This is a genomic window from Mycolicibacterium sp. TUM20985 (assembly GCF_030295745.1).
Classification (GTDB): domain Bacteria; phylum Actinomycetota; class Actinomycetes; order Mycobacteriales; family Mycobacteriaceae; genus Mycobacterium.
Genome location: NZ_AP027291.1, coordinates 5590740 through 5608055 on the forward strand (window position 1 = coordinate 5590740; position 17316 = coordinate 5608055).

A 17316-nucleotide genomic window follows, 5' to 3' on the forward strand; every position below is an offset into this window, starting at 1 on the left:
GATCACGGCATGCGTCCCACACTCCGGAACACCTGCGCGTTCCTGGGTGCGGCCACCCTCGTCACCGCCTGCGGAACCTCGAGCCAGCCGCCGTCCGAGACGGCCGCCCCGCCGCCTGCCGCCACGGCGGCGAGGGTGCAGGCCACGCCCCTCGTCGCGAGCGTCATCGCAGCACCCATTCCGGTGCCGACCACCGACGGCAAGAAACACCTCGCCTACGAGCTGCAGCTGATCAACGCCCTCGGCAGTGACGTCACGTTGAAGTCGTTGTCCGTCAACGCCGGTGGCGACGAATTACTGACGCTCACCGGTCCGGGACTGGCCTACTGGACACGTGCCCTCGGCGCCGGCCAGACGCCCACCGCGACCCTCGGCCCCGGTCAGGCCGGCATCGTCTGGCTCGACGTCGTGCTCGACGGCTCGGCGCCGGTGCCCACCGACCTGTCGCACACCATCGTCGTCGATCTCGCCAAGCCGATGCCACCCCTGCTGCCCGCCACGATGACCGAGGACGACGTCGCGCCCCTGACGGTGTCCACACGCGAGCCGGTCACCATCTCACCGCCGCTCACCGGCCCGCGCTGGCTGGACGCCAACAGCTGCTGCGATATGACGGCACACCGGATGGCCATGAATCCCCTCGACGGAAGCCTCTGGGCCGCTGAGCGTTTCGCGATCGACTACCTCCAGCTGAGCGCCGACGACACCCTCTATCGAGGTGACCGGTCCGCACCGGAGAGCTACCCGTACTTCGGCGCCGACATCCATGCGGTCGCCGACGGACCGGTCGTCTCCGTGCTCGACGGGTTGCCGGAGCAGGTCGCCGGTAGGAGTCCCACCGGTCTGCCGCTCGAACAGTACGGCGGCAATCACGTCGTGCAGGACATCGGCGGCGGCAACTACGCGTTCTACGCGCACCTCCAGACCGGTTCGGTGCAGGTGAAGCCGGGCGACCGACTCGCGACCGGTCAGGTGCTCGGCAAGCTCGGCAACAGTGGCAACACCGACGCCCCGCATCTGCACTTTCACATAATGAGTACGCCGGATCCGTTGCGCTCCAACGGTTTACCATTCGTATTCAAGGACTTCACCCTGGACGGAAGGATGGCGTCGATGGAAGCGCTGGATCCCCTGCTGACGGGGCAACCCGTGGCCCTGCCCCCTGGCGAAACGGCCCGCGACGAGAAGGACCTCAGCCCGCTGGTTCTCGACGTGATGTCCTATGCCGGAGGCTAACCGGGCGACGGCGCGCACCGCGGCGCTCGCCCTCCTCGCCGACGCGGTGTGCGTGCTGGCGTTCTGCACGGTCGGCAGACGGAGCCACGCCGAGGGCCTCACGGTCGCCGGCATCCTCGAAACGGCCTGGCCGTTCCTGGCGGGGACGGCCGTCGGTTGGCTGGGCGCCAGGGGCTGGCAACGGCCGACGTCGTTGGCCCCGACGGGCCTGGTCGTCTGGTTGAGCACCGTCGTGATCGGAATGCTGTTGCGCAAGGCTACTTCTGCGGGGACGGCGGTCAGCTTCGTGGTGGTCGCTTCGCTTTCGACCGCCATTCTGCTACTCGGTTGGCGCCTCGGCGCAAGGGTCCTGGCTCGCCGTTGAAAGAGCCGTAGTGCGTCGAATCTGGTGTGGGCTCAGGCGAAGTCGATACGGTCAGGGTGGCCCGCAGACCACCGAGCGGGCTGGTCGACAGCTCGATGCCACCCCCGTGCAGCGCCGCCTGCTGGGCCACCAGCGCGAGGCCCAGACCCGATCCACCCGGGGCTGCCGTACTGCCCCGGGCAAACCTCCCCATGACGAACTGGTGCTCGTCGGCGGGTAGTCCGCAGCCGTCGTCGTCGACCACGATGGTGAGCACCTCGGCCTGCCCGTCGACCGCGGCGGGCCGGTGGGCGGTCAACGTGATGGTCGTGGCCCCACCGTGCGCGATCGCATTGCGCACCAGGTTGTCCACTGCGAGCCGAAGTCCGGCCGGCCAGCCCCAGATGGTCCCAATCGCGTCATCGCTCTGCACGACGATCTGCACCGCCCCGGTTCGGCCGTTCTCGCGGGCGACCCGGTCGAGCATGTCCGTGACGTCGATGATCTCGCGGTCCTCGGCCTGTGCCAACTGACCCGACGCGAGCTGCCCGAGAGCGGTGATGATGGCTTCGACCCGGCGTTGCGCCCTGGCGAGGTCGGCGACGACCTCCTCGCGTTCGTCTGCGGGCAGGTCGTGGATGCGCAGGGTGTCGAGGTCGGCTCGCATCGCGGTCAGCGGGGTACGCAGTTCGTGAGCGGCGTTGGCGGCGAAGTCCTGGGCCGCCTGCAGCGAATTGGTCGTGGCCAGCTGCGCGGCGGCGAGGCGTTCGAGCATGCCGGCCATCGCATCGGACAGCTCCTCGGCCTCGCGAGCGCCCTTCACGGCCGTCATCCGGTCGCTGCCCTTCCCCAGCCGCATGGTCTGCTCGGTGAGCTTGCGCAACGGCCGAACCGCGGGGCCGGCCAGCAGCCAGCCGAGACCGCCGGCGAGGAGCACGGTCACGACGCCGACGCTGGTGTAGAGCGGGATGCGCGCCCGGTTCAGCAGGATGCTGTCGGCGCGGATGCCGACCGACATGAGGACCTGACCGCCCTGCTGATCCAGCGGGATGGTGCGGACCCGGTATTCGATGCCATTGACCTCGACGGTTTCGCTGCCCGGCGGTAACTCCGGAAGCTGGAAACCCCGCTGGAACATCACCTGGCCCGACGACTCGGACCGCCCGGTCTGGAGTACGCCGTTCGTCTGGTCGTACACGCTGGCGTCGACGATCGCGTCCAGTCGACGGTCGAGCTGCGCGGCGTCGTTGTTGGCCAGCACCAACGACGTGAGCACCGTGAAGACCGCGACGACGGCGGCCGCGGCCGCGGCCGCCGCGATCGCGACACGCGTACGCAGCGAGGCCGACCGGCCGAGCGGCAGTCGCACCTCAGGGCTCGTCGCGCAGAACGTATCCGATCCCGCGCACGGTGTGGATCACCCTGGGGTGGCCCTCGCGTTCGAGCTTGCGTCGCAGATAGCTGATGAAGACGTCGGCGACGTTGGTGTCCACTTCGAAGTCGTAACCCCACACCAACTCGAGCAACCGCTGCCGGGACAACACGACGCCGGCGTTCTCGGCCAGGACGGCGAGCAGGTCGAACTCCCGCTTGGTCAGGTCGGCCCGCTCGCCGTCGACGAACACCAGCCTCCTGGCGGTGTCGATCGTCAACGGTCCGATCGACATGCTGTCCGGCGAACGGTCCGACAGACTCGAGCGCCGCAACAGCGCGTGCAACCTGGCCACGAGCTCACCGAGGTCGAACGGCTTGGTCAGGTAGTCGTCGGCGCCCGCCTCGAGCCCGGCGATCCGGTCGTTGACCGTGTCCCGCGCCGAGAGCACGCAGATCGGGATGTCGTTGCCGAGGGCCCGCAACGCGGTCACCACGGCCACGCCGTCCAACTCCGGCATCTGCACGTCGAGCACCAAGGCGTCGTGCGATTCAGTCGACAGCAAGCGCAAGGCTTCCTTGCCGGTCGCCGCGACGCGTACGTCGAAACCGGAGTGCCGCAATCCACGGGCCACGGATGTCCTGACGTCCGGATCGTCGTCGACCATCAACACCGTGCGACCCGCGCCGTCAAGCGCGGATGGTTCAGCCACCCGCACCCGGTCTACGGAATGGCTGGGGCAGGTGCCGCGCCGCAGCGATTCTTCAGGTCGACGAGGGGCTGACGGATGCCGGTCAGGTCGGCCTTGACGCCCGGGTTCTGCTCCATGTAGTTCGAGACCTCGGTGCGCACCTCATCGCGCGGCAGGCCTTCGAGGCTGGTGAAGAAGTAGTTCACGTCGGGGTGGGTGAACAGGTACGCCGAGGTCGACGCCGAGACACCCGACGCCACACCCGCGAGGTCCGCGGCACTGCAGTTCGGGGGGTTGAGAGCGGGATCGTCTGCCATGGCAGACGGAAGCGCACCGAACAGCATTGCGCCTGCGATAGCGCCGGCGCCCAGTGCGCCAGCTACCGCACGTCGCCCAGCACGGGCCGAGACTGACATGATCAAGCTCCTTCTTCCAGGGTGCACGGTCGATCAGGTTCCTTCGGCGCCCACCAAACCCGTGAAGTCGCCGATAACCGAAAGCTAAGCAGAATTGGTGACGACTTTCTTGCCTTGCGACCAAACCGGCGCCAAAGAGACGGAACGCGCAGTTCACGGCGCATCTCGTGAACACGCGGGCGAGTCGCTGTGCGCTACCTGGGATTCGTCGTCGAGGGGCCCGGCAACGGGCCGGTACCCGGTGTGACCGCTGCGGCAGGGGACGGCTGCGCTGGCAGGGACGTTCCCGGCACCCCCACAGGCTGTGCCGTGGGCTGCGCACCTGGCAAACCCCCCGGCAGCGATCCGGCCGACGACTGCGCCCCCTGCAGCAGCCCCAGCAGCTGCGGCAGCGTGAGGGGCAGCTGGCAGCGGGCCGCCAGCCCGGCGAGCGGACTCTGCAGCGCCTGCATGTCCTTGGCGGCTTGCGGGTTGGCGTCGAAGTAGGTCTTCAGCGCGGCGAGCGACTGCGGACCCGACTGCTGCTGCGAGATGGTCGTCAGCGCGGTGTTGGTCTCCGGGTGCGTGTCGAGATAGTTGCCGGTCGACGTGGCCACCGAACCGATCGTGCGGGCGACCTGACTGGCCGCGCACGGGTCGGTCGCGGCCGTCGCCGACGGTGCGCCCGGCGCTGCCATCGTCGTCGCGATCACACCGCCGACTGCGCATGCAGCGAACACGCCTCCGAGGCCGCGCCGCAGCGCACCGGTGGTGGTCTTCACGGGTCACTCCTCACCTGGTGCGGTGGCGCATTGCCTGGCCACCGCGCCAATCACTGGTTTCGCTGCCGGCAAAGGCCGTCCACCCCTTGGCGGTCACGCGCCATCCTGCCATCCGGCGAGCCTGCCGACCAACCGCACAGCAAAGTCCCAGGTCAGCTGGCGGGATAGCTGACGGCGCCCGATGCGGCTGCGGGGGGCGGTTACCCTACCCCACGCTGAGGTAGGCTCTCGCTACGAAACGCGGGGAGTAAGACAGGGGTCTGCCATCCAGCAGTTCATGTTGCGGCTGAGCAGCAAGCTGCGAAGACACCGCTGGGCGGTCTTCATAGCGTGGCTGCTGCTCCTGGTCCCCGCTCTATACCTCGCGCTGAACCAGTCGGGCAACCTCACCGGCGGCGGCTTCGAGGTCGCCGGGTCTCAATCGCTGGCCGTCGAGCACGCCATTCAGGATCACTTCCCCGACCAGGGTGCCTCTCCGCTGGCACTGGTCGCCGCGCCGCGGGCCGATGCCTCGTTCGACGACATGACGCAGGCCGTGGCGCAGCTCGAACGCATCGCCGCAGAAGTCCCCAGCGTCAAGGTCGTCGCCAACCCGCAGCAGCCGCCCCCGCAGCCGGACCGGCCCTACGTGCTGACCCTGCAGACGGACTTCAACAGCGGCAGTTCTGATCTGGCCAAGCAGTTGCGCAAGAAGGTGGGCATCGACGGCGACCAGCCCGGTCAGGCCCAGGACGGCAGGGTCAAGCTCTACGTCATCGGCCAAGGCGCCCTCGGTGCCGCGGCGAGCGAGGCCACCAAGCACGACATCGCCCAGGCCGAGAAGTGGAACCTGCCGATCGTCATGATCGTCCTGCTGGCGGTCTTCGGGTCGCTCGCCGCGGCCGCGATGCCGCTGGTGCTCGGCATCTGCACTGTGGTCGTGACCATGGGGCTGGTCTACCTCCTGTCGATGGTCACCCAGATGTCGGTCTTCGTCACCTCGACGGTGTCGATGTTCGGTATCGCCCTGGCCGTGGACTATTCGTTGTTCATCCTCATGCGGTTCCGGGAGGAGCTGCGGTCCGGTCGCGACCCCGCTCAGGCGGCCGACGCCGCGATGGCGACCTCGGGTCTCGCGGTGCTGTTGTCGGGTCTCACGGTGATCGCCTCGGTGACCGGCATCTACCTCATCCACACGCCGGTCCTGGCCTCCATGGCCACGGGCGCCATCCTCGCGGTCGCCGTTGCGGTGCTGACCTCCACGACGCTGATCCCCGCGGTCCTCGCCACGGTCGGCAAGGCGGCGTCCAAGCGATCGTCGTGGCTGCACGTGTCCCGTCGACCGGAAACCACGCAGTCACGGTTCTGGACCCGCTGGGTCGGCTGGGTGATGCGCAGACAGTGGATCTCGGCGCTCGGCGCGACCCTCGTGCTGGTCGTACTCGCCACGCCGGCGTTCGCGATGACGCTGGGCAACAGCCTGCAGCGCCAGTTCGAGCCCACCCACGAGATTCGGGGCGGTATCAGCGCGGCGTCTCAGGCGCTGGGTCCCGGCGCACTGGGGCCCGTCCGCGTCCTGGTCACCTTCCCCGACGGGAACGCCAACGGGTCGGCGAACACCGGGGCACTGGATGCGATCCAGCAGAAGGTGAGCCAGGGTCCCGACGTGGCGACGGTATCGCCGCCGGTGTTCGCCAACGACAACCGCAGCGCCCTGCTGTCGGCGGTGCTGTCGATCGACCCGGAGGACCCGGCGGCCCGCGACACCGTGGACTGGTTGCGCGCCGAGTTGCCCCGCGCCGCACCGGGTTCGCCCGCCGTCGTCGACGTCGGCGGCCCGACGGCGCTGCTCAAGGACTTCGACCAACGCGTGGCCGTGACGCAACCGCTGGTGTTCGTATTCGTCGCGCTCATCGCGTTCGTGATGCTGCTGATCTCGATCCGTTCGGTCTTCCTAGCGCTCAAGGGCGTCCTGATGACGTGCCTCTCCGTGGCGGCCGCCTACGGCAGCCTCGTCGTCGTCTTCAAGTGGGGCTGGTTCGAGGCGTTGGGGTTGGAGCCGCTCGGATCGCTCGACAGCACCATCCCGCCCCTGGTCCTCGCAATGACCTTCGGGTTGTCGATGGACTACGAGATCTTCCTGCTGACCCGGATCCGCGAGCGCTTCCTGCAGACCAACAACACCCGCGACGCCGTCGCCTACGGCGTCAGCACCAGCGCGCGCACGATCACCAGTGCCGCGCTGATCATGATCGCCGTGTTCGTCGGGTTCGCGTTCGCCGGCATGCCGCTGGTGGCCCAGCTCGGGGTGGCGTGCGCGGTCGCGATCGCCGTGGACGCGACGATCGTCCGCCTGGTGCTGGTGCCCGCGCTGATGGCCATGTTCGCGGAGTGGAACTGGTGGCTGCCCGGTTGGCTCGATCGGATCCTGCCGTCGGTCGACTTCGAGAAGCCACTGCCCAAGGCCGACATCGGCGATCTCGTCGTCATTCCGGAGGACATCTCGACGATCGGGCCGTCGGGTGCCGACATCCGCAACGTGGTGAAGTCGGCTGCGAAGCTCAAGACGCTCGCGCCGCAGACGATCACGGTCGCCGACCCGCTGGCCTTCAGCGGCTGCCTGCCGCCGGGCGGTTCACTCGCCCAACACGTCAAGGGTGGTGACGAGCCCCTGCGTGTGTTGCGGCCGGTCGGCGGGCCGGAGCGCATCGAGCCGGGGCGGCCCGGGGACACCCTCCGGCTGAACGTCAACCACCACGGTAGGACCGGAAGAAACGGCAAGACGGGCGGCGCCCGGTTCCTCCCCCGCCAGCCCATCCATCCGGTGACCATGTGGCGCGGCAGGCTCGCGGTGGCACTCGATGCGCTCGCTGCGGCCGCCGAGGCGGACCAGCCGGCGGTGCGCCGACTCGGCCCCATGGAGACCACCAACGTCCTCCTGCCGACCGGCGACCGGTTGGAGATCCCCACCGGCGCCGAGACCCTGCGCCTCAAGTGCTACCTGATCATGTGCCGCAACAGCGCCAGGGACTACGCCGAGTTTGCCGATCTCGTCGAGTCGATGGAGACTCACACTGCAGCGGTGGTACTGGCCGGAATGGACCGGTATTACTGTGGACAACGGTTGAAGACCCAGTGGGTGGCGACGCAGCTCGTGCGGCGGTTGGCCGATCCACATCCGTCCGATGACGACGAAGAGTGGATGAGTCCCGAGGCGGAGTCCGATTGGGCACACGTCAGGCAGCGATGCCTGTCCGTGGCGGTGGCGATGTTGGAGGAGGCGAGGTGACGTTGACGACGGACGCGCGTGGTGACGCCTCCGACCGCCCAAACGCCGCCGCGACCGCGGCGCGTAGACGCCCCGCCGTCGACCAGCGGCCGGTGGAATTCTGGCCCACGTCGGCGATTCGCGCGGCACTGGAGACCGATGACCTGACCGTGTGGCAGCGGATCGTCGTGGCGATCAAGCGCGACCCGTACGGCAGGACCGCGCGTCAGGTCGAGGAAGTCCTGGACACCGCACCGCCGTACGGGGTGTCCAAGGCCCTGGACGAAGTGCTCGCCCGCACCCGGGCGGATCTCGAGGCCAACGAGTGTGCCGAGGTGGCCCGCCACGTGCTCGGGCTTCTGCAGCGGTCCGGTCTCGGACAGGACGAATTCGCTTCCCGCATCGGCATTCCGGGGGATCAGTTCGCGGCCTACCTCAGGGGTGTCACCAGCCCGCCTGCCTCGCTGATGATCAGGATGCGACGGTTGTCCGACCGCTTCGCCAAGATGCGCCGCCCCGACTGATCACCGGGAGTTGATGGGCGACAGATCGTCGACCAGCCAGCGCCCGTCCTGCTTGACCAGCGAAACCCGCAGTGGCAGAGGCACGGTCGCCGGTTGCCTGCCCGGGCCGTTCTGCGTGCCGCGCATGACCACCGCGACGACGGCATTCTCGGGACCGATCGCCTCGACACCCGCCGAGACGGTAGTCGCCTGCACGGTCAGCCCCTTGCCCGTCAGATCCTTCGCCATCGCATCGAACTCGCCCCGGAAGCCGTCGGCTCCCCGAGACGTCATCATCGCCGTCAACCGGTCCACGTTGGCGGAGGGACTCTGCGGAGTGAAGGTCGCCGATGCCTCCGCCGCACTGCTGGCGATGTCGACCACCTCGCCCATGTCGCGATGCAGGGTGGCCTCCGGCGCCGTCCACCGCGTGTAGCCGACGACGACGGCAGCGGCCAACACGACGGTGGCCAAGCCGACGACGGCCAACCGTAGACCGGGGCCGTCGTCGTCGGTGCCGACCGTGACGCCGTCGCGGCGGTACAGCACGGCGTTGACCGCCACGCCCTGCACGATCAACAGGCACAGCACCGAGCACACCGACACCCACCACAGCGGCCAGGCGAGTGCGAATCCGGTGTAGACCAGCGCCAGAACCGCTCCAAGGGGTGCGAGGACGTCGAACGCCAGCACCCGGAACCCGTTCCTCATCGGATGGTCTCCAACCGCGACACCAAGAGCTTGCCCTCGACGTCGGACACCGACAGCCGCAGCGTCCAGTGCACGGTCAACGGCTTGGCACCCACGTTCTGGCTGACCGACGTGGCGACCACGATGACGTTGTCGGTCCGCGACGACACGGTCGCCAGCTCCGGCTGCGGCACGGTCGGCAGGCCGGCGTCACCGGGAGCGGCGTGATAGAGCGACTCGATCGCGACGGACTCGACCTGGCCGACAGTCTGGGACTGCAACTTCTGCACCACCTGGCTGAACGGTTCGACCGCGGTCTCGAAGTTCGCGTTGAGCTGGCCGACGGTGCCGTCGTGCAGGGTCTGCATGCTCTGCGTGACGGTGCCCGAGTTCATGTTGATCAGGACACCGGTCCAATCGGCGGCGGCCTGCAATACGCGGGTCTGGTAGGCGCGATCGTCGACCTCGTGCCGATGGCCGATCCACATCAGCGTGCCCAGGACGACGGCCGCCACCGCGATGACGCCGAGCACCGCGGATCCGATGCCGAACCCGGTCATCCGTCCGCTACCCGCCGGCGTGGGCTCGTCGTCGAGCTGGTCTGGCATGGCCGTGAGGGTACCCGGCGTGACGCGGTGGCCTTGTTTGCCGTCGGCCGCACGGTCTCCCCCGCACGCTCCTCGCGTCCGATGGCAGGATGGGTGAGGTGACGTTAGAAGCCACCCAGAACGGTGCGGCCCCGGCCGCGACATCCAAGTCGGGTATCGACCTGTCCTTCGTCGACGACGACGCCCGCCCCCAGGACGACCTCTTCGGTCACGTCAACGGGCGCTGGCTCGCCGACTACGACATTCCGGCGGATCGCGCCACCGACGGCGCCTTCCGGCTCCTCGCCGACCGCGCCGAGGAGCAGGTGCGCGACATCATCATCGAGGCGGCCGCGGCAGACGCAGATCCCGACACCGACGAGCAGCGGGTCGGCGATCTGTACGGCAGCTTCATGGACGTCGACACGGTCGCGCGGGTCGGCGTCGCGCCGCTGCTCGACGAGATCGCGACGATCGACGCCGCGGCCGACCGGAACGCGTTGGCGGCCGTCCTCGGCGGGTTGCAGCGCACCGGCGTCGGCGGGGGTACAGGCCTCTACGTCGACACCGATTCCAAGGACTCGACGCGCTATCTGCTGCACCTCTCGCAATCCGGACTCGGCCTGCCCGACGAGTCCTACTACCGCGACGCCCAGCACGCGGACATCCTGGCCGCCTACCCGGGGCACATCACGCGCATGTTCGCGCTGACCTTCGGCGACGAGCCGCAGCCGAACGAGTGGGAGGCCACGGCCGAGCGAATCATCGGGCTGGAGAGCAAGATTGCGGCTGCGCACTGGGACGTGGTGAAGCGCCGCGACGCCGACCTGACCTACAACCTGCGCGCCTTCACCGACCTGACCGCCGAGGCCCCCGGGTTCGACTGGGCGGGCTGGATCGCCGCGATCGGCACCACGTCGAAAGCCGCCGCCGAAGTCGTGGTGCGCCAGCCCGACTTCCTGACCGCCTTCGCCGCACTCTGGGCCGACGAGGACCTCGAGGACTGGAAGCGCTGGCTCCGTTGGCGTTTGATCAGCTCGCGTGCGTCGATGCTGACCGATCCGCTGGTGGCCGAGAACTTCGACTTCTACGGCCGCACCCTGAGCGGTACCGAGGAGATCCGCGATCGGTGGAAGCGCGGCGTGGCGCTCGTGGAGAACCTGATGGGCGACGCGGTCGGAAAGCTCTACGTCGAGCGCCACTTCCCGCCTGACGCCAAGGGCCGGATGGACGAGTTGGTGGTCAACGTCAGCGAGGCCTACCGCGTCAGCATCGGCAACCTGAAGTGGATGACGCCAGAGACGCGGGATCGCGCACTGGCCAAGCTGGACAAGTTCACCCCCAAGATCGGCTACCCCGCGCGGTGGCGGGACTATCCGGGTCTGGTGATCGACCGTAGCGACCTGTATGGAAACTACAAGCGCGGCAACGCAGTTGGCTACGACCGCGAGCTGGCAAAGCTGGGCGGTCCCGTCGACCGCGACGAATGGTTCATGACGCCGCAGACCGTCAATGCCTACTACAACCCCGGCATGAACGAAATCGTCTTCCCCGCGGCGATCCTGCAACCGCCGTTCTTCGACGCCGAGGCCGATGACGCGGCCAACTACGGCGGTATCGGCGCGGTGATCGCGCACGAGATCGGCCACGGCTTCGACGACCAGGGCGCCAAGTACGACGGTGACGGCAACCTGGTCGACTGGTGGACCGACGACGACCGCACCGAATTCGGCTCACGGACCAAGGCGTTGATCGCCCAGTACGAGGACTTCGTCCCGCGGCAGCTCAGCGGGGGCCAGCATGTCAACGGCGCGTTCACCGTCGGTGAGAACATTGGCGATCTCGGTGGGCTCTCCATTGCGCTACTGGCCTACGAGCTGAGCCTGAACGGCAAGCCCGCGCCGGTGATCGACGGGCTGACGGGCGTGCAGCGAGTGTTCTTCGGCTGGGCGCAGGTGTGGCGCACCAAGTCCCGTGACGCGGAGGCCATCCGGCGACTCGCGATCGACCCGCACTCGCCGCCGGAGTTCCGGTGCAACGGCATCGTGCGCAACCTCGACGCCTTCTACGACGCGTTCGACGTGACGGAGTCCGACGAGCTGTTCCTGGAACCCGAACAGCGCGTCAGCATCTGGAACTAGGCCTCCCCCTCCCGCGAGCAGACGTAAAGGGCCCTGAATCCAATCGATTCAGGGCCCTTTACGTCTGCTCGCGCAGGAAGAACTACATCTGCCAGTCCTGCGCGCCGTCGTTCTGGCTGTAGGTGCCAACCGAATTCTTCACGACGATCGGGTCGCCGCTGCCGAAGTTGTCCAAGAACCACTGCGCGTTGGCCGCACTGAGGTTGATGCAACCGTGGCTGACGTTGCGCTTGCCCTGATCGGCCACCGACCACGGCGCGCCGTGTACGAAGTTGCCGCTGTTATCGATGCGGACCGCGTTCTTCACGGTCAACTTGTAGCCCTGCGCAGAGTTGTTGTCCACGCCGTAGGTCGCGGAGTCCATCACGATGCTCGGGAACTTCTCGAGCACGTAGTAGGTGCCGTTCGGGGTGTCATAGCCCGTCTTGCCCATCGACACCGGGAACGTCTTCTCCAGCGTTCCGTTGCGGACGATCTGCATCTGATGCGTCGAGTTGTCGACGGTCGCCACCAGAGATTCGCCGGTCCGGAAGCTGGACTTGGTACCACCCGCGTCGATGTTCACGATCGTGTTCGCCGGCCAGAAGTCGATCGGACGCCAGCGCAGCTGCGTGTCGCTCAACCAGTAGAACTTGCCGGGCACCGCAGGTACCGACGAGACATGGACCGCCGACTGCGCCATCGCGCGATCGGCGATGGGCCGGGCGAAGTTGATGGCGATCGGCTTGGCCACCCCCACCATCGACCCGTTGCTCGGGTTGAAACTCGGCGGCGCGAAGACCGGCTTTCCGGTGTAGGGCGTCGGGTCCTGACCCGCGGGGGTGCCCTCCGGAATCACCGTCGGAGCGGCTACGGGCGCAGCCAACGGATCGACGGGAGCAGGTGCCATCGGATCGGCGGGCGGAGCGAACCCGAACGGAGCGGGCGGCACGTCCCCGACCGGCGGTGCGGGTTGCTCGATGGGTGCCGAACCAATGGCTGCGGGATCCGGGTTGACCTCGGGATCTGCCCAGGCAGACGGGCTGCCGACCAATCCGGCGCCGACCAATCCGGCGGCGAAGATCGCCGCGGCGAGCCTGGTCGTGGTTCGCGTGAACGTTCTCCGTGGCATGGGCCACCTCCAATACACAAGTGATTCCAGTGTCGCACAGCGCGGAAAGCCGTAATCGCCGGTGGAACGCGCCAACTCCGGATGCCGACCAGCCGAAACGGCACTGAGCTGCCCGTTTGATCGCCCCTCGGCGTTCGTTCGTTACCTCCACCGCACTTTGACGATCAGCAGGCGATCAGGACTTGACCAATCGGGCGATGGCCGCCGACGCCTCGGCGAGCTTCTTGTCGGCCTCGGCGCCGCCCTCGGCCACCGCGTGCGACACGCAGTGGCCCAGATGTTCCTCGAGCAAGCCGAGCGCGACGGACTGCAGCGCGCTGTTGACCGCACTGATCTGCGTCAAGATGTCGATGCAGTACTTGTCGTCCTCGATCATCTTGGCGACGCCGCGCACCTGACCCTCGATGCGCCGCAGCCTCTTGGCGTAGTTCTCCTTGTGCGGCGAGTAACCATGTTCGATCGCCTCGACCACGTCGGACGGCTCGGACATCGTCACCCTCCCAACATCTGCTTCATCTGGGTGATCTCGGCCTGCTGCGCGGTGACGATCTGCTGCGCGAGCGTCTTGGCGTCCGCGTTGGCGCCGTCCGCGATCTCGGTGTTGGCCATCGCGATGGCTCCCTCGTGGTGGCCGATCATCGACTGCAGCCAGAGCTGATCGAATGCGGGCCCCTTCAGCGTCTCCAACCTACTCATCGTCGCATCGTCGACCATGCCGTTCATGGCGCCCATGTCGTGCCCCTCGTGACCGGTGTCGGTACCGGCGTTCCACTGGACCAGGAACGCCTTCATGGTCTCGATCTCGGGGCCCTGGGCCGCGGCGATCTCGGAGGCCAGCTTGAGCACCGCGGGATCGGTGGAACGGTCGGGCGCCAGCTGCGACATCTCGACAGCCTGTTCGTGGTGCGGGATCATGCCAGTGACGAACGTGACGTCGGCGGCGTTGTTCGGGGCTGCCGCAGAGCTGGACTCGCTCGTGCTCGCAGGATCGGTTTGGCCGTCCCCGGCCGTCGGGGCCGGCTTCGAGCACGCGGACAGGAACAGGGCGGTGGCCAAGGCAGCCACCAGAGCGATTACGGACTTCATGCCTCCACAGTACCGGATACCCCACCGGGGTATCTGAAATGGTTTGGTCGGCGAACGACCCGAAGGCATACTTGACCGATGCCCTCAGACGCGTCATCTGGCTCCCCCGACGTCAAGCCCCGCAGCCGCGACGTTACCGACGGCCTCGAGAAGACTGCCGCCCGCGGAATGCTGCGGGCCGTCGGCATGGGTGACGACGACTGGGTCAAATCCCAGATCGGCGTCGCGTCGTCGTGGAACGAGATCACCCCGTGCAACCTGTCGCTGGACCGGCTGGCCAAGGCCGTCAAGGAGGGGGTGCACGCGGCTGGCGGATTCCCGATGGAGTTCGGCACCATCTCGGTCTCCGACGGCATCTCGATGGGCCACGAGGGCATGCACTTCTCGCTGGTGTCGCGTGAGGTGATCGCCGACAGCGTCGAAACCGTGATGATGGCCGAGCGCCTCGACGGCTCCGTGCTCCTGGCTGGCTGCGACAAGTCGCTGCCCGGCATGTTGATGGCCGCGGCCCGGCTCGATCTGGCCAGTGTCTTCCTCTACGCCGGCTCGATCATGCCCGGCAAGGCCGTGCTGTCCGACGGCAGCGAGCGCGACGTCACGATCATCGACGCGTTCGAGGCCGTCGGCGCCTGCTCCCGCGGCCTGATGTCCCGCGAGGACGTCGACACCATCGAGCGCGCGATCTGCCCCGGTGAGGGGGCGTGCGGCGGCATGTACACCGCCAACACCATGGCCAGCGCGGCCGAGGCGATCGGGATGTCGCTTCCCGGCAGCGCCGCACCGCCGGCCAGCGACCGTCGCCGCGACGGCTTCGCCAAGGCCAGCGGTGAGGCCGTCGTCGAACTGCTCAAGCGGGGCATCACGGCCCGCGACATCATGACCAAGGAGGCGTTCGAGAACGCGATCGCCGTAGTGATGGCGTTCGGCGGATCGACCAACGCCGTGTTGCACCTGCTGGCGATCGCGCACGAAGCCGAGGTCGAGTTGACCCTCGACGACTTCATCCGCGTCGGCGCCAAGGTGCCCCACCTCGCCGACGTCAAGCCGTTCGGCAAGCACGTGATGTACGACGTCGACCAGATCGGCGGCGTGCCGGTCATCATGAAGGCCCTGCTGGATGCTGGTCTGCTGCACGGGGACTGCCTGACGGTCACCGGCGAGACGATGGCCGAGAACCTCGCGCACATCGCACCGCCCGACCCCGACGGCAAGGTGCTGCGCGCGCTCGCCAACCCGATTCACCCGACCGGTGGCATCACCATCCTGCACGGATCGCTGGCGCCGGAGGGCGCCGTGGTCAAGTCGGCGGGCTTCGATTCCGACGTATTCGAGGGCACCGCAAGGGTTTTCGACGGCGAACGGGCGGCGATGGACGCGCTCGAGGACGGCACCATCGTCGCGGGTGACGTCGTCGTCATCCGGTACGAGGGACCCAAGGGCGGACCCGGCATGCGCGAAATGCTGGCGATCACCGGTGCCATCAAGGGCGCGGGCCTGGGTAAGGACGTTCTGCTGATGACCGACGGTCGGTTCTCGGGCGGGACCACCGGCCTCTGCGTCGGTCACGTCGCGCCGGAAGCGGTCGACGCCGGACCGATCGCCTTTGTCCGCGATGGTGACCGCATCCGCCTCGACGTGGGCAAGGGCACCCTGGACCTCATCGTCGACGCCGACGAATTCGATTCCCGCAGAGCGGGTTTCACGCCACCGGCACCCAAGTACCCCACCGGGGTGCTGGCGAAGTACCGCAAGCTGGTGGGCTCAGCCGCCCAGGGTGCGGTCTGCGGCTAGTTGCTCGACGGCGGTGGTTGGGGTTGGAAGGGTTGGTACCACCACCAGTCGGCGCGTTCGCCGGTCGGTCCGCGGCAGGGTGCGACCCGTGGTGGGGGTCGGGTTGGTGGGCGGGCCAGCGATCCCGCGGTGAGCGTTCGGCCCTGGGCGTCGGTGACGACGAGGTGGTGGGCGGGTCCGGTGAGGGTGATGATCTCCCGGTGATGGAGGCGGTGGTGGTGGGGGCACACCAGGACCAGGTTCGCCAGCTCGGTGAGCCCGCCGTCTTCCCAGTGCCGAAGGTGGTGGGCGTGCAGACCGCGGGTGGCCCCGCAGCCGGGGACCATGCAGCAGCGGTCACGGTGCTCCAACGCCCGGCGCAGCCGGCGGCTGATCAGCCGGGTCTCCCGGCCCGCCCCGATCGGCTGGCCGTGGCGCTCGAACCACACCTCGCAGGTGGCGTCACAGGTCAGGTAGCGGCGGTCGGCGTCAGACAGCAGCGGACCCAGATGCAGCGCGGCGATGCGCTGCTCGACGTCGACATGGACCACCACGGTGGTGCGCTGTCCGTGCGGGCGCCGCGCCACGTCGGCGTCCCACCCCGCCTCGACCAGACTGAGGAACCCGTCGATGGTGCTCGGCAACGGCGGGCACTGCCCCCCGCCACCGTCGGGGTGGTCGCGTTTCCACTGGGCGATCAGGGCGTCGGTGTGGGACTGCACCGCCGCGTCGAACGTCGCCGCCTCCGCGTGGGGCAAGGTGATCCGCCAGGTGGTGGATTCCTCGTCCTCGGTCTTGCTGAACGACCGCGGCGGTTCGGGGCGAGGCTCGGGCTCGGCATCCGGGTCGGGGTCGGCATCGGGGTCGGGTTCGGGGTCGGGGTCGGGGCGGGGTTCCCACTTGACCGCGTTGCGGAGCTGGCTGACCGTGGCACTGGCCGCCAACTCGGCGTAGTGCTCATCAGAACCTGCGCCGGCACGCCCGGCGATGACACCGACCTGATCCAGCGACAGCCGTCCTTCTCTCATGTCGGCCGCGCAGCGAGGGAACTCCTCGAGCCGGTGCGCAACCGTGGCGATGGTCTCCGCGTTGGCCGGGGACACACCGGTCTTCCACGCCACCAACGCCGGAACCGAGCGGCACCCCGTGGCACCCCACAACTCGTCGCGGTCGATTTCGGCCACGATCTCCACCAGTCGGCCATCGATCGCATTGCGCTGACCGGCCAACTCCGCCAACTCCTCGAACAACACCTCCAACCGCTCACAGGGAGCGAGAACGGGTGCGGTCGACGACATGACGTCATCATCACAGAGGGGTACGACATCGATGATGGAAGACCGGGCGCGGTCTGCAGCGACC

16 protein-coding genes are annotated in these 17316 nt (G+C 68.2%); 6 read left to right on the top strand and 10 right to left on the bottom strand.

Going from position 1 to position 17316, the window contains the following annotated elements:
- Positions 1-9 precede the first annotated feature (9 nt).
- A complete protein-coding gene (locus tag QUE68_RS27140) occupies positions 10-1236 on the top strand; it encodes a M23 family metallopeptidase (RefSeq protein WP_284229790.1) in 1227 nt (408 codons plus the stop codon).
- A complete protein-coding gene (locus QUE68_RS27145) occupies positions 1223-1600 on the top strand; it encodes a DUF3054 domain-containing protein (protein ID WP_284229791.1) in 378 nt (125 codons plus the stop codon). The genes QUE68_RS27140 and QUE68_RS27145 overlap by 14 nt, the downstream gene beginning before the upstream one ends.
- Here QUE68_RS27145 and QUE68_RS27150 read toward each other — a convergent pair.
- The 4 genes from QUE68_RS27150 to QUE68_RS27165 all read right to left on the bottom strand — a co-directional run bounded on the left by QUE68_RS27150 (position 1515) and on the right by QUE68_RS27165 (position 4819).
- Positions 1515-2948, bottom strand: a complete 1434-nt coding sequence (locus QUE68_RS27150) for a sensor histidine kinase (protein ID WP_284229792.1) — start codon at positions 2946-2948, stop codon at positions 1515-1517. The two genes, QUE68_RS27145 and QUE68_RS27150, sit on opposite strands and share 86 nt — an antisense overlap.
- A 1-nt stretch (position 2949) precedes the next feature.
- Positions 2950-3618, bottom strand: coding sequence for a response regulator transcription factor (locus QUE68_RS27155; protein WP_284231427.1), 669 nt, complete (start codon positions 3616-3618; stop codon positions 2950-2952).
- A 56-nt stretch (positions 3619-3674) separates the two neighbouring features.
- Positions 3675-4058 (bottom strand): heme-binding protein, encoded by a 384-nt coding sequence (locus QUE68_RS27160; protein ID WP_284229794.1) that lies wholly within the window; start codon positions 4056-4058, stop codon positions 3675-3677.
- Positions 4059-4252: 194 nt separating this feature from the next.
- The gene (locus tag QUE68_RS27165) at positions 4253-4819 is read right to left on the bottom strand and encodes a hemophore (RefSeq protein WP_286274724.1); all 567 of its coding nucleotides are present in this window, start codon (positions 4817-4819) and stop codon (positions 4253-4255) included.
- A 277-nt stretch (positions 4820-5096) separates the two neighbouring features.
- Here QUE68_RS27165 and QUE68_RS27170 point away from each other — a divergent pair, with 277 nt between their 5' ends.
- On the top strand, positions 5097-8087 hold the full coding sequence (locus tag QUE68_RS27170) for an MMPL family transporter (protein ID WP_286274725.1): 2991 nt from the start codon (positions 5097-5099) through the stop codon (positions 8085-8087).
- Positions 8084-8590, top strand: coding sequence for a helix-turn-helix domain-containing protein (locus QUE68_RS27175; RefSeq protein WP_284229801.1), 507 nt, complete (start codon positions 8084-8086; stop codon positions 8588-8590). Before QUE68_RS27170 ends, QUE68_RS27175 begins: the two co-directional genes overlap by 4 nt.
- On the opposite strand, the gene QUE68_RS27180 is transcribed toward QUE68_RS27175, so the two are convergent.
- Both QUE68_RS27180 and QUE68_RS27185 read right to left on the bottom strand, forming a co-directional pair.
- The gene (locus tag QUE68_RS27180) at positions 8591-9280 is read right to left on the bottom strand and encodes a hypothetical protein (RefSeq protein WP_284229804.1); all 690 of its coding nucleotides are present in this window, start codon (positions 9278-9280) and stop codon (positions 8591-8593) included.
- The gene (locus QUE68_RS27185) at positions 9277-9867 is read right to left on the bottom strand and encodes a hypothetical protein (protein WP_284229806.1); all 591 of its coding nucleotides are present in this window, start codon (positions 9865-9867) and stop codon (positions 9277-9279) included. The genes QUE68_RS27180 and QUE68_RS27185 overlap by 4 nt, the downstream gene beginning before the upstream one ends.
- A gap of 89 nt (positions 9868-9956) precedes the next feature.
- On the opposite strand from QUE68_RS27185, the gene QUE68_RS27190 reads away from it, so the two are divergent.
- Positions 9957-11987: a M13 family metallopeptidase gene (locus QUE68_RS27190; RefSeq protein ID WP_286274726.1), complete on the top strand. Its 2031-nt coding sequence runs from the start codon at positions 9957-9959 to the stop codon at positions 11985-11987.
- Between the two features lie 82 nt (positions 11988-12069).
- On the opposite strand, the gene QUE68_RS27195 is transcribed toward QUE68_RS27190, so the two are convergent.
- From QUE68_RS27195 to QUE68_RS27205, 3 genes are all read right to left on the bottom strand, one after another.
- Complete coding sequence (locus QUE68_RS27195; RefSeq protein ID WP_286274727.1) at positions 12070-13098, bottom strand: L,D-transpeptidase; 1029 nt, start codon at positions 13096-13098, stop codon at positions 12070-12072.
- 175 nt (positions 13099-13273) lie between these two features.
- Entirely contained in the window at positions 13274-13588 is a 315-nt protein-coding gene (gene ricR / locus QUE68_RS27200; protein WP_286274728.1) for a copper-sensing transcriptional repressor RicR, read from the bottom strand.
- 2 nt (positions 13589-13590) lie between these two features.
- The gene (locus QUE68_RS27205; RefSeq protein ID WP_286274729.1) at positions 13591-14184 is read right to left on the bottom strand and encodes a DUF305 domain-containing protein; all 594 of its coding nucleotides are present in this window, start codon (positions 14182-14184) and stop codon (positions 13591-13593) included.
- 78 nt (positions 14185-14262) lie between these two features.
- On the opposite strand from QUE68_RS27205, the gene ilvD reads away from it, so the two are divergent.
- Positions 14263-15975: a dihydroxy-acid dehydratase gene (gene ilvD, locus QUE68_RS27210; protein ID WP_286274730.1), complete on the top strand. Its 1713-nt coding sequence runs from the start codon at positions 14263-14265 to the stop codon at positions 15973-15975.
- Here ilvD and QUE68_RS27215 read toward each other — a convergent pair.
- The gene (locus tag QUE68_RS27215; protein WP_286274731.1) at positions 15972-17252 is read right to left on the bottom strand and encodes an HNH endonuclease signature motif containing protein; all 1281 of its coding nucleotides are present in this window, start codon (positions 17250-17252) and stop codon (positions 15972-15974) included. The genes ilvD and QUE68_RS27215 overlap by 4 nt on opposite strands.
- Positions 17253-17316: the final 64 nt, after the last annotated feature.

Excerpts from the sequence above, each read along its gene's own strand:
- QUE68_RS27170 (WP_286274725.1), top strand. The coding sequence starts at position 5,097 with ATGTTGCGGCTGAGCAGCAAGCTGCGAAGACACCGCTGGGCGGTCTTC.
- QUE68_RS27155 (WP_284231427.1), bottom strand. The coding sequence starts at position 3,618 with ATGGTCGACGACGATCCGGACGTCAGGACATCCGTGGCCCGTGGATTG.
- QUE68_RS27180 (WP_284229804.1), bottom strand. The coding sequence starts at position 9,280 with ATGAGGAACGGGTTCCGGGTGCTGGCGTTCGACGTCCTCGCACCCCTT.
- QUE68_RS27195 (WP_286274727.1), bottom strand. The coding sequence starts at position 13,098 with ATGCCACGGAGAACGTTCACGCGAACCACGACCAGGCTCGCCGCGGCG.
- QUE68_RS27190 (WP_286274726.1), top strand. The coding sequence starts at position 9,957 with ATGGGTGAGGTGACGTTAGAAGCCACCCAGAACGGTGCGGCCCCGGCC.
- QUE68_RS27215 (WP_286274731.1), bottom strand. The coding sequence starts at position 17,252 with ATGTCGTCGACCGCACCCGTTCTCGCTCCCTGTGAGCGGTTGGAGGTG.
- ricR (WP_286274728.1), bottom strand. The coding sequence starts at position 13,588 with ATGTCCGAGCCGTCCGACGTGGTCGAGGCGATCGAACATGGTTACTCG.
- QUE68_RS27160 (WP_284229794.1), bottom strand. The coding sequence starts at position 4,058 with ATGTCAGTCTCGGCCCGTGCTGGGCGACGTGCGGTAGCTGGCGCACTG.
- ilvD (WP_286274730.1), top strand. The coding sequence starts at position 14,263 with ATGCCCTCAGACGCGTCATCTGGCTCCCCCGACGTCAAGCCCCGCAGC.
- QUE68_RS27185 (WP_284229806.1), bottom strand. The coding sequence starts at position 9,867 with ATGCCAGACCAGCTCGACGACGAGCCCACGCCGGCGGGTAGCGGACGG.
- QUE68_RS27140 (WP_284229790.1), top strand. The coding sequence starts at position 10 with ATGCGTCCCACACTCCGGAACACCTGCGCGTTCCTGGGTGCGGCCACC.
- QUE68_RS27205 (WP_286274729.1), bottom strand. The coding sequence starts at position 14,184 with ATGAAGTCCGTAATCGCTCTGGTGGCTGCCTTGGCCACCGCCCTGTTC.
- QUE68_RS27145 (WP_284229791.1), top strand. The coding sequence starts at position 1,223 with ATGCCGGAGGCTAACCGGGCGACGGCGCGCACCGCGGCGCTCGCCCTC.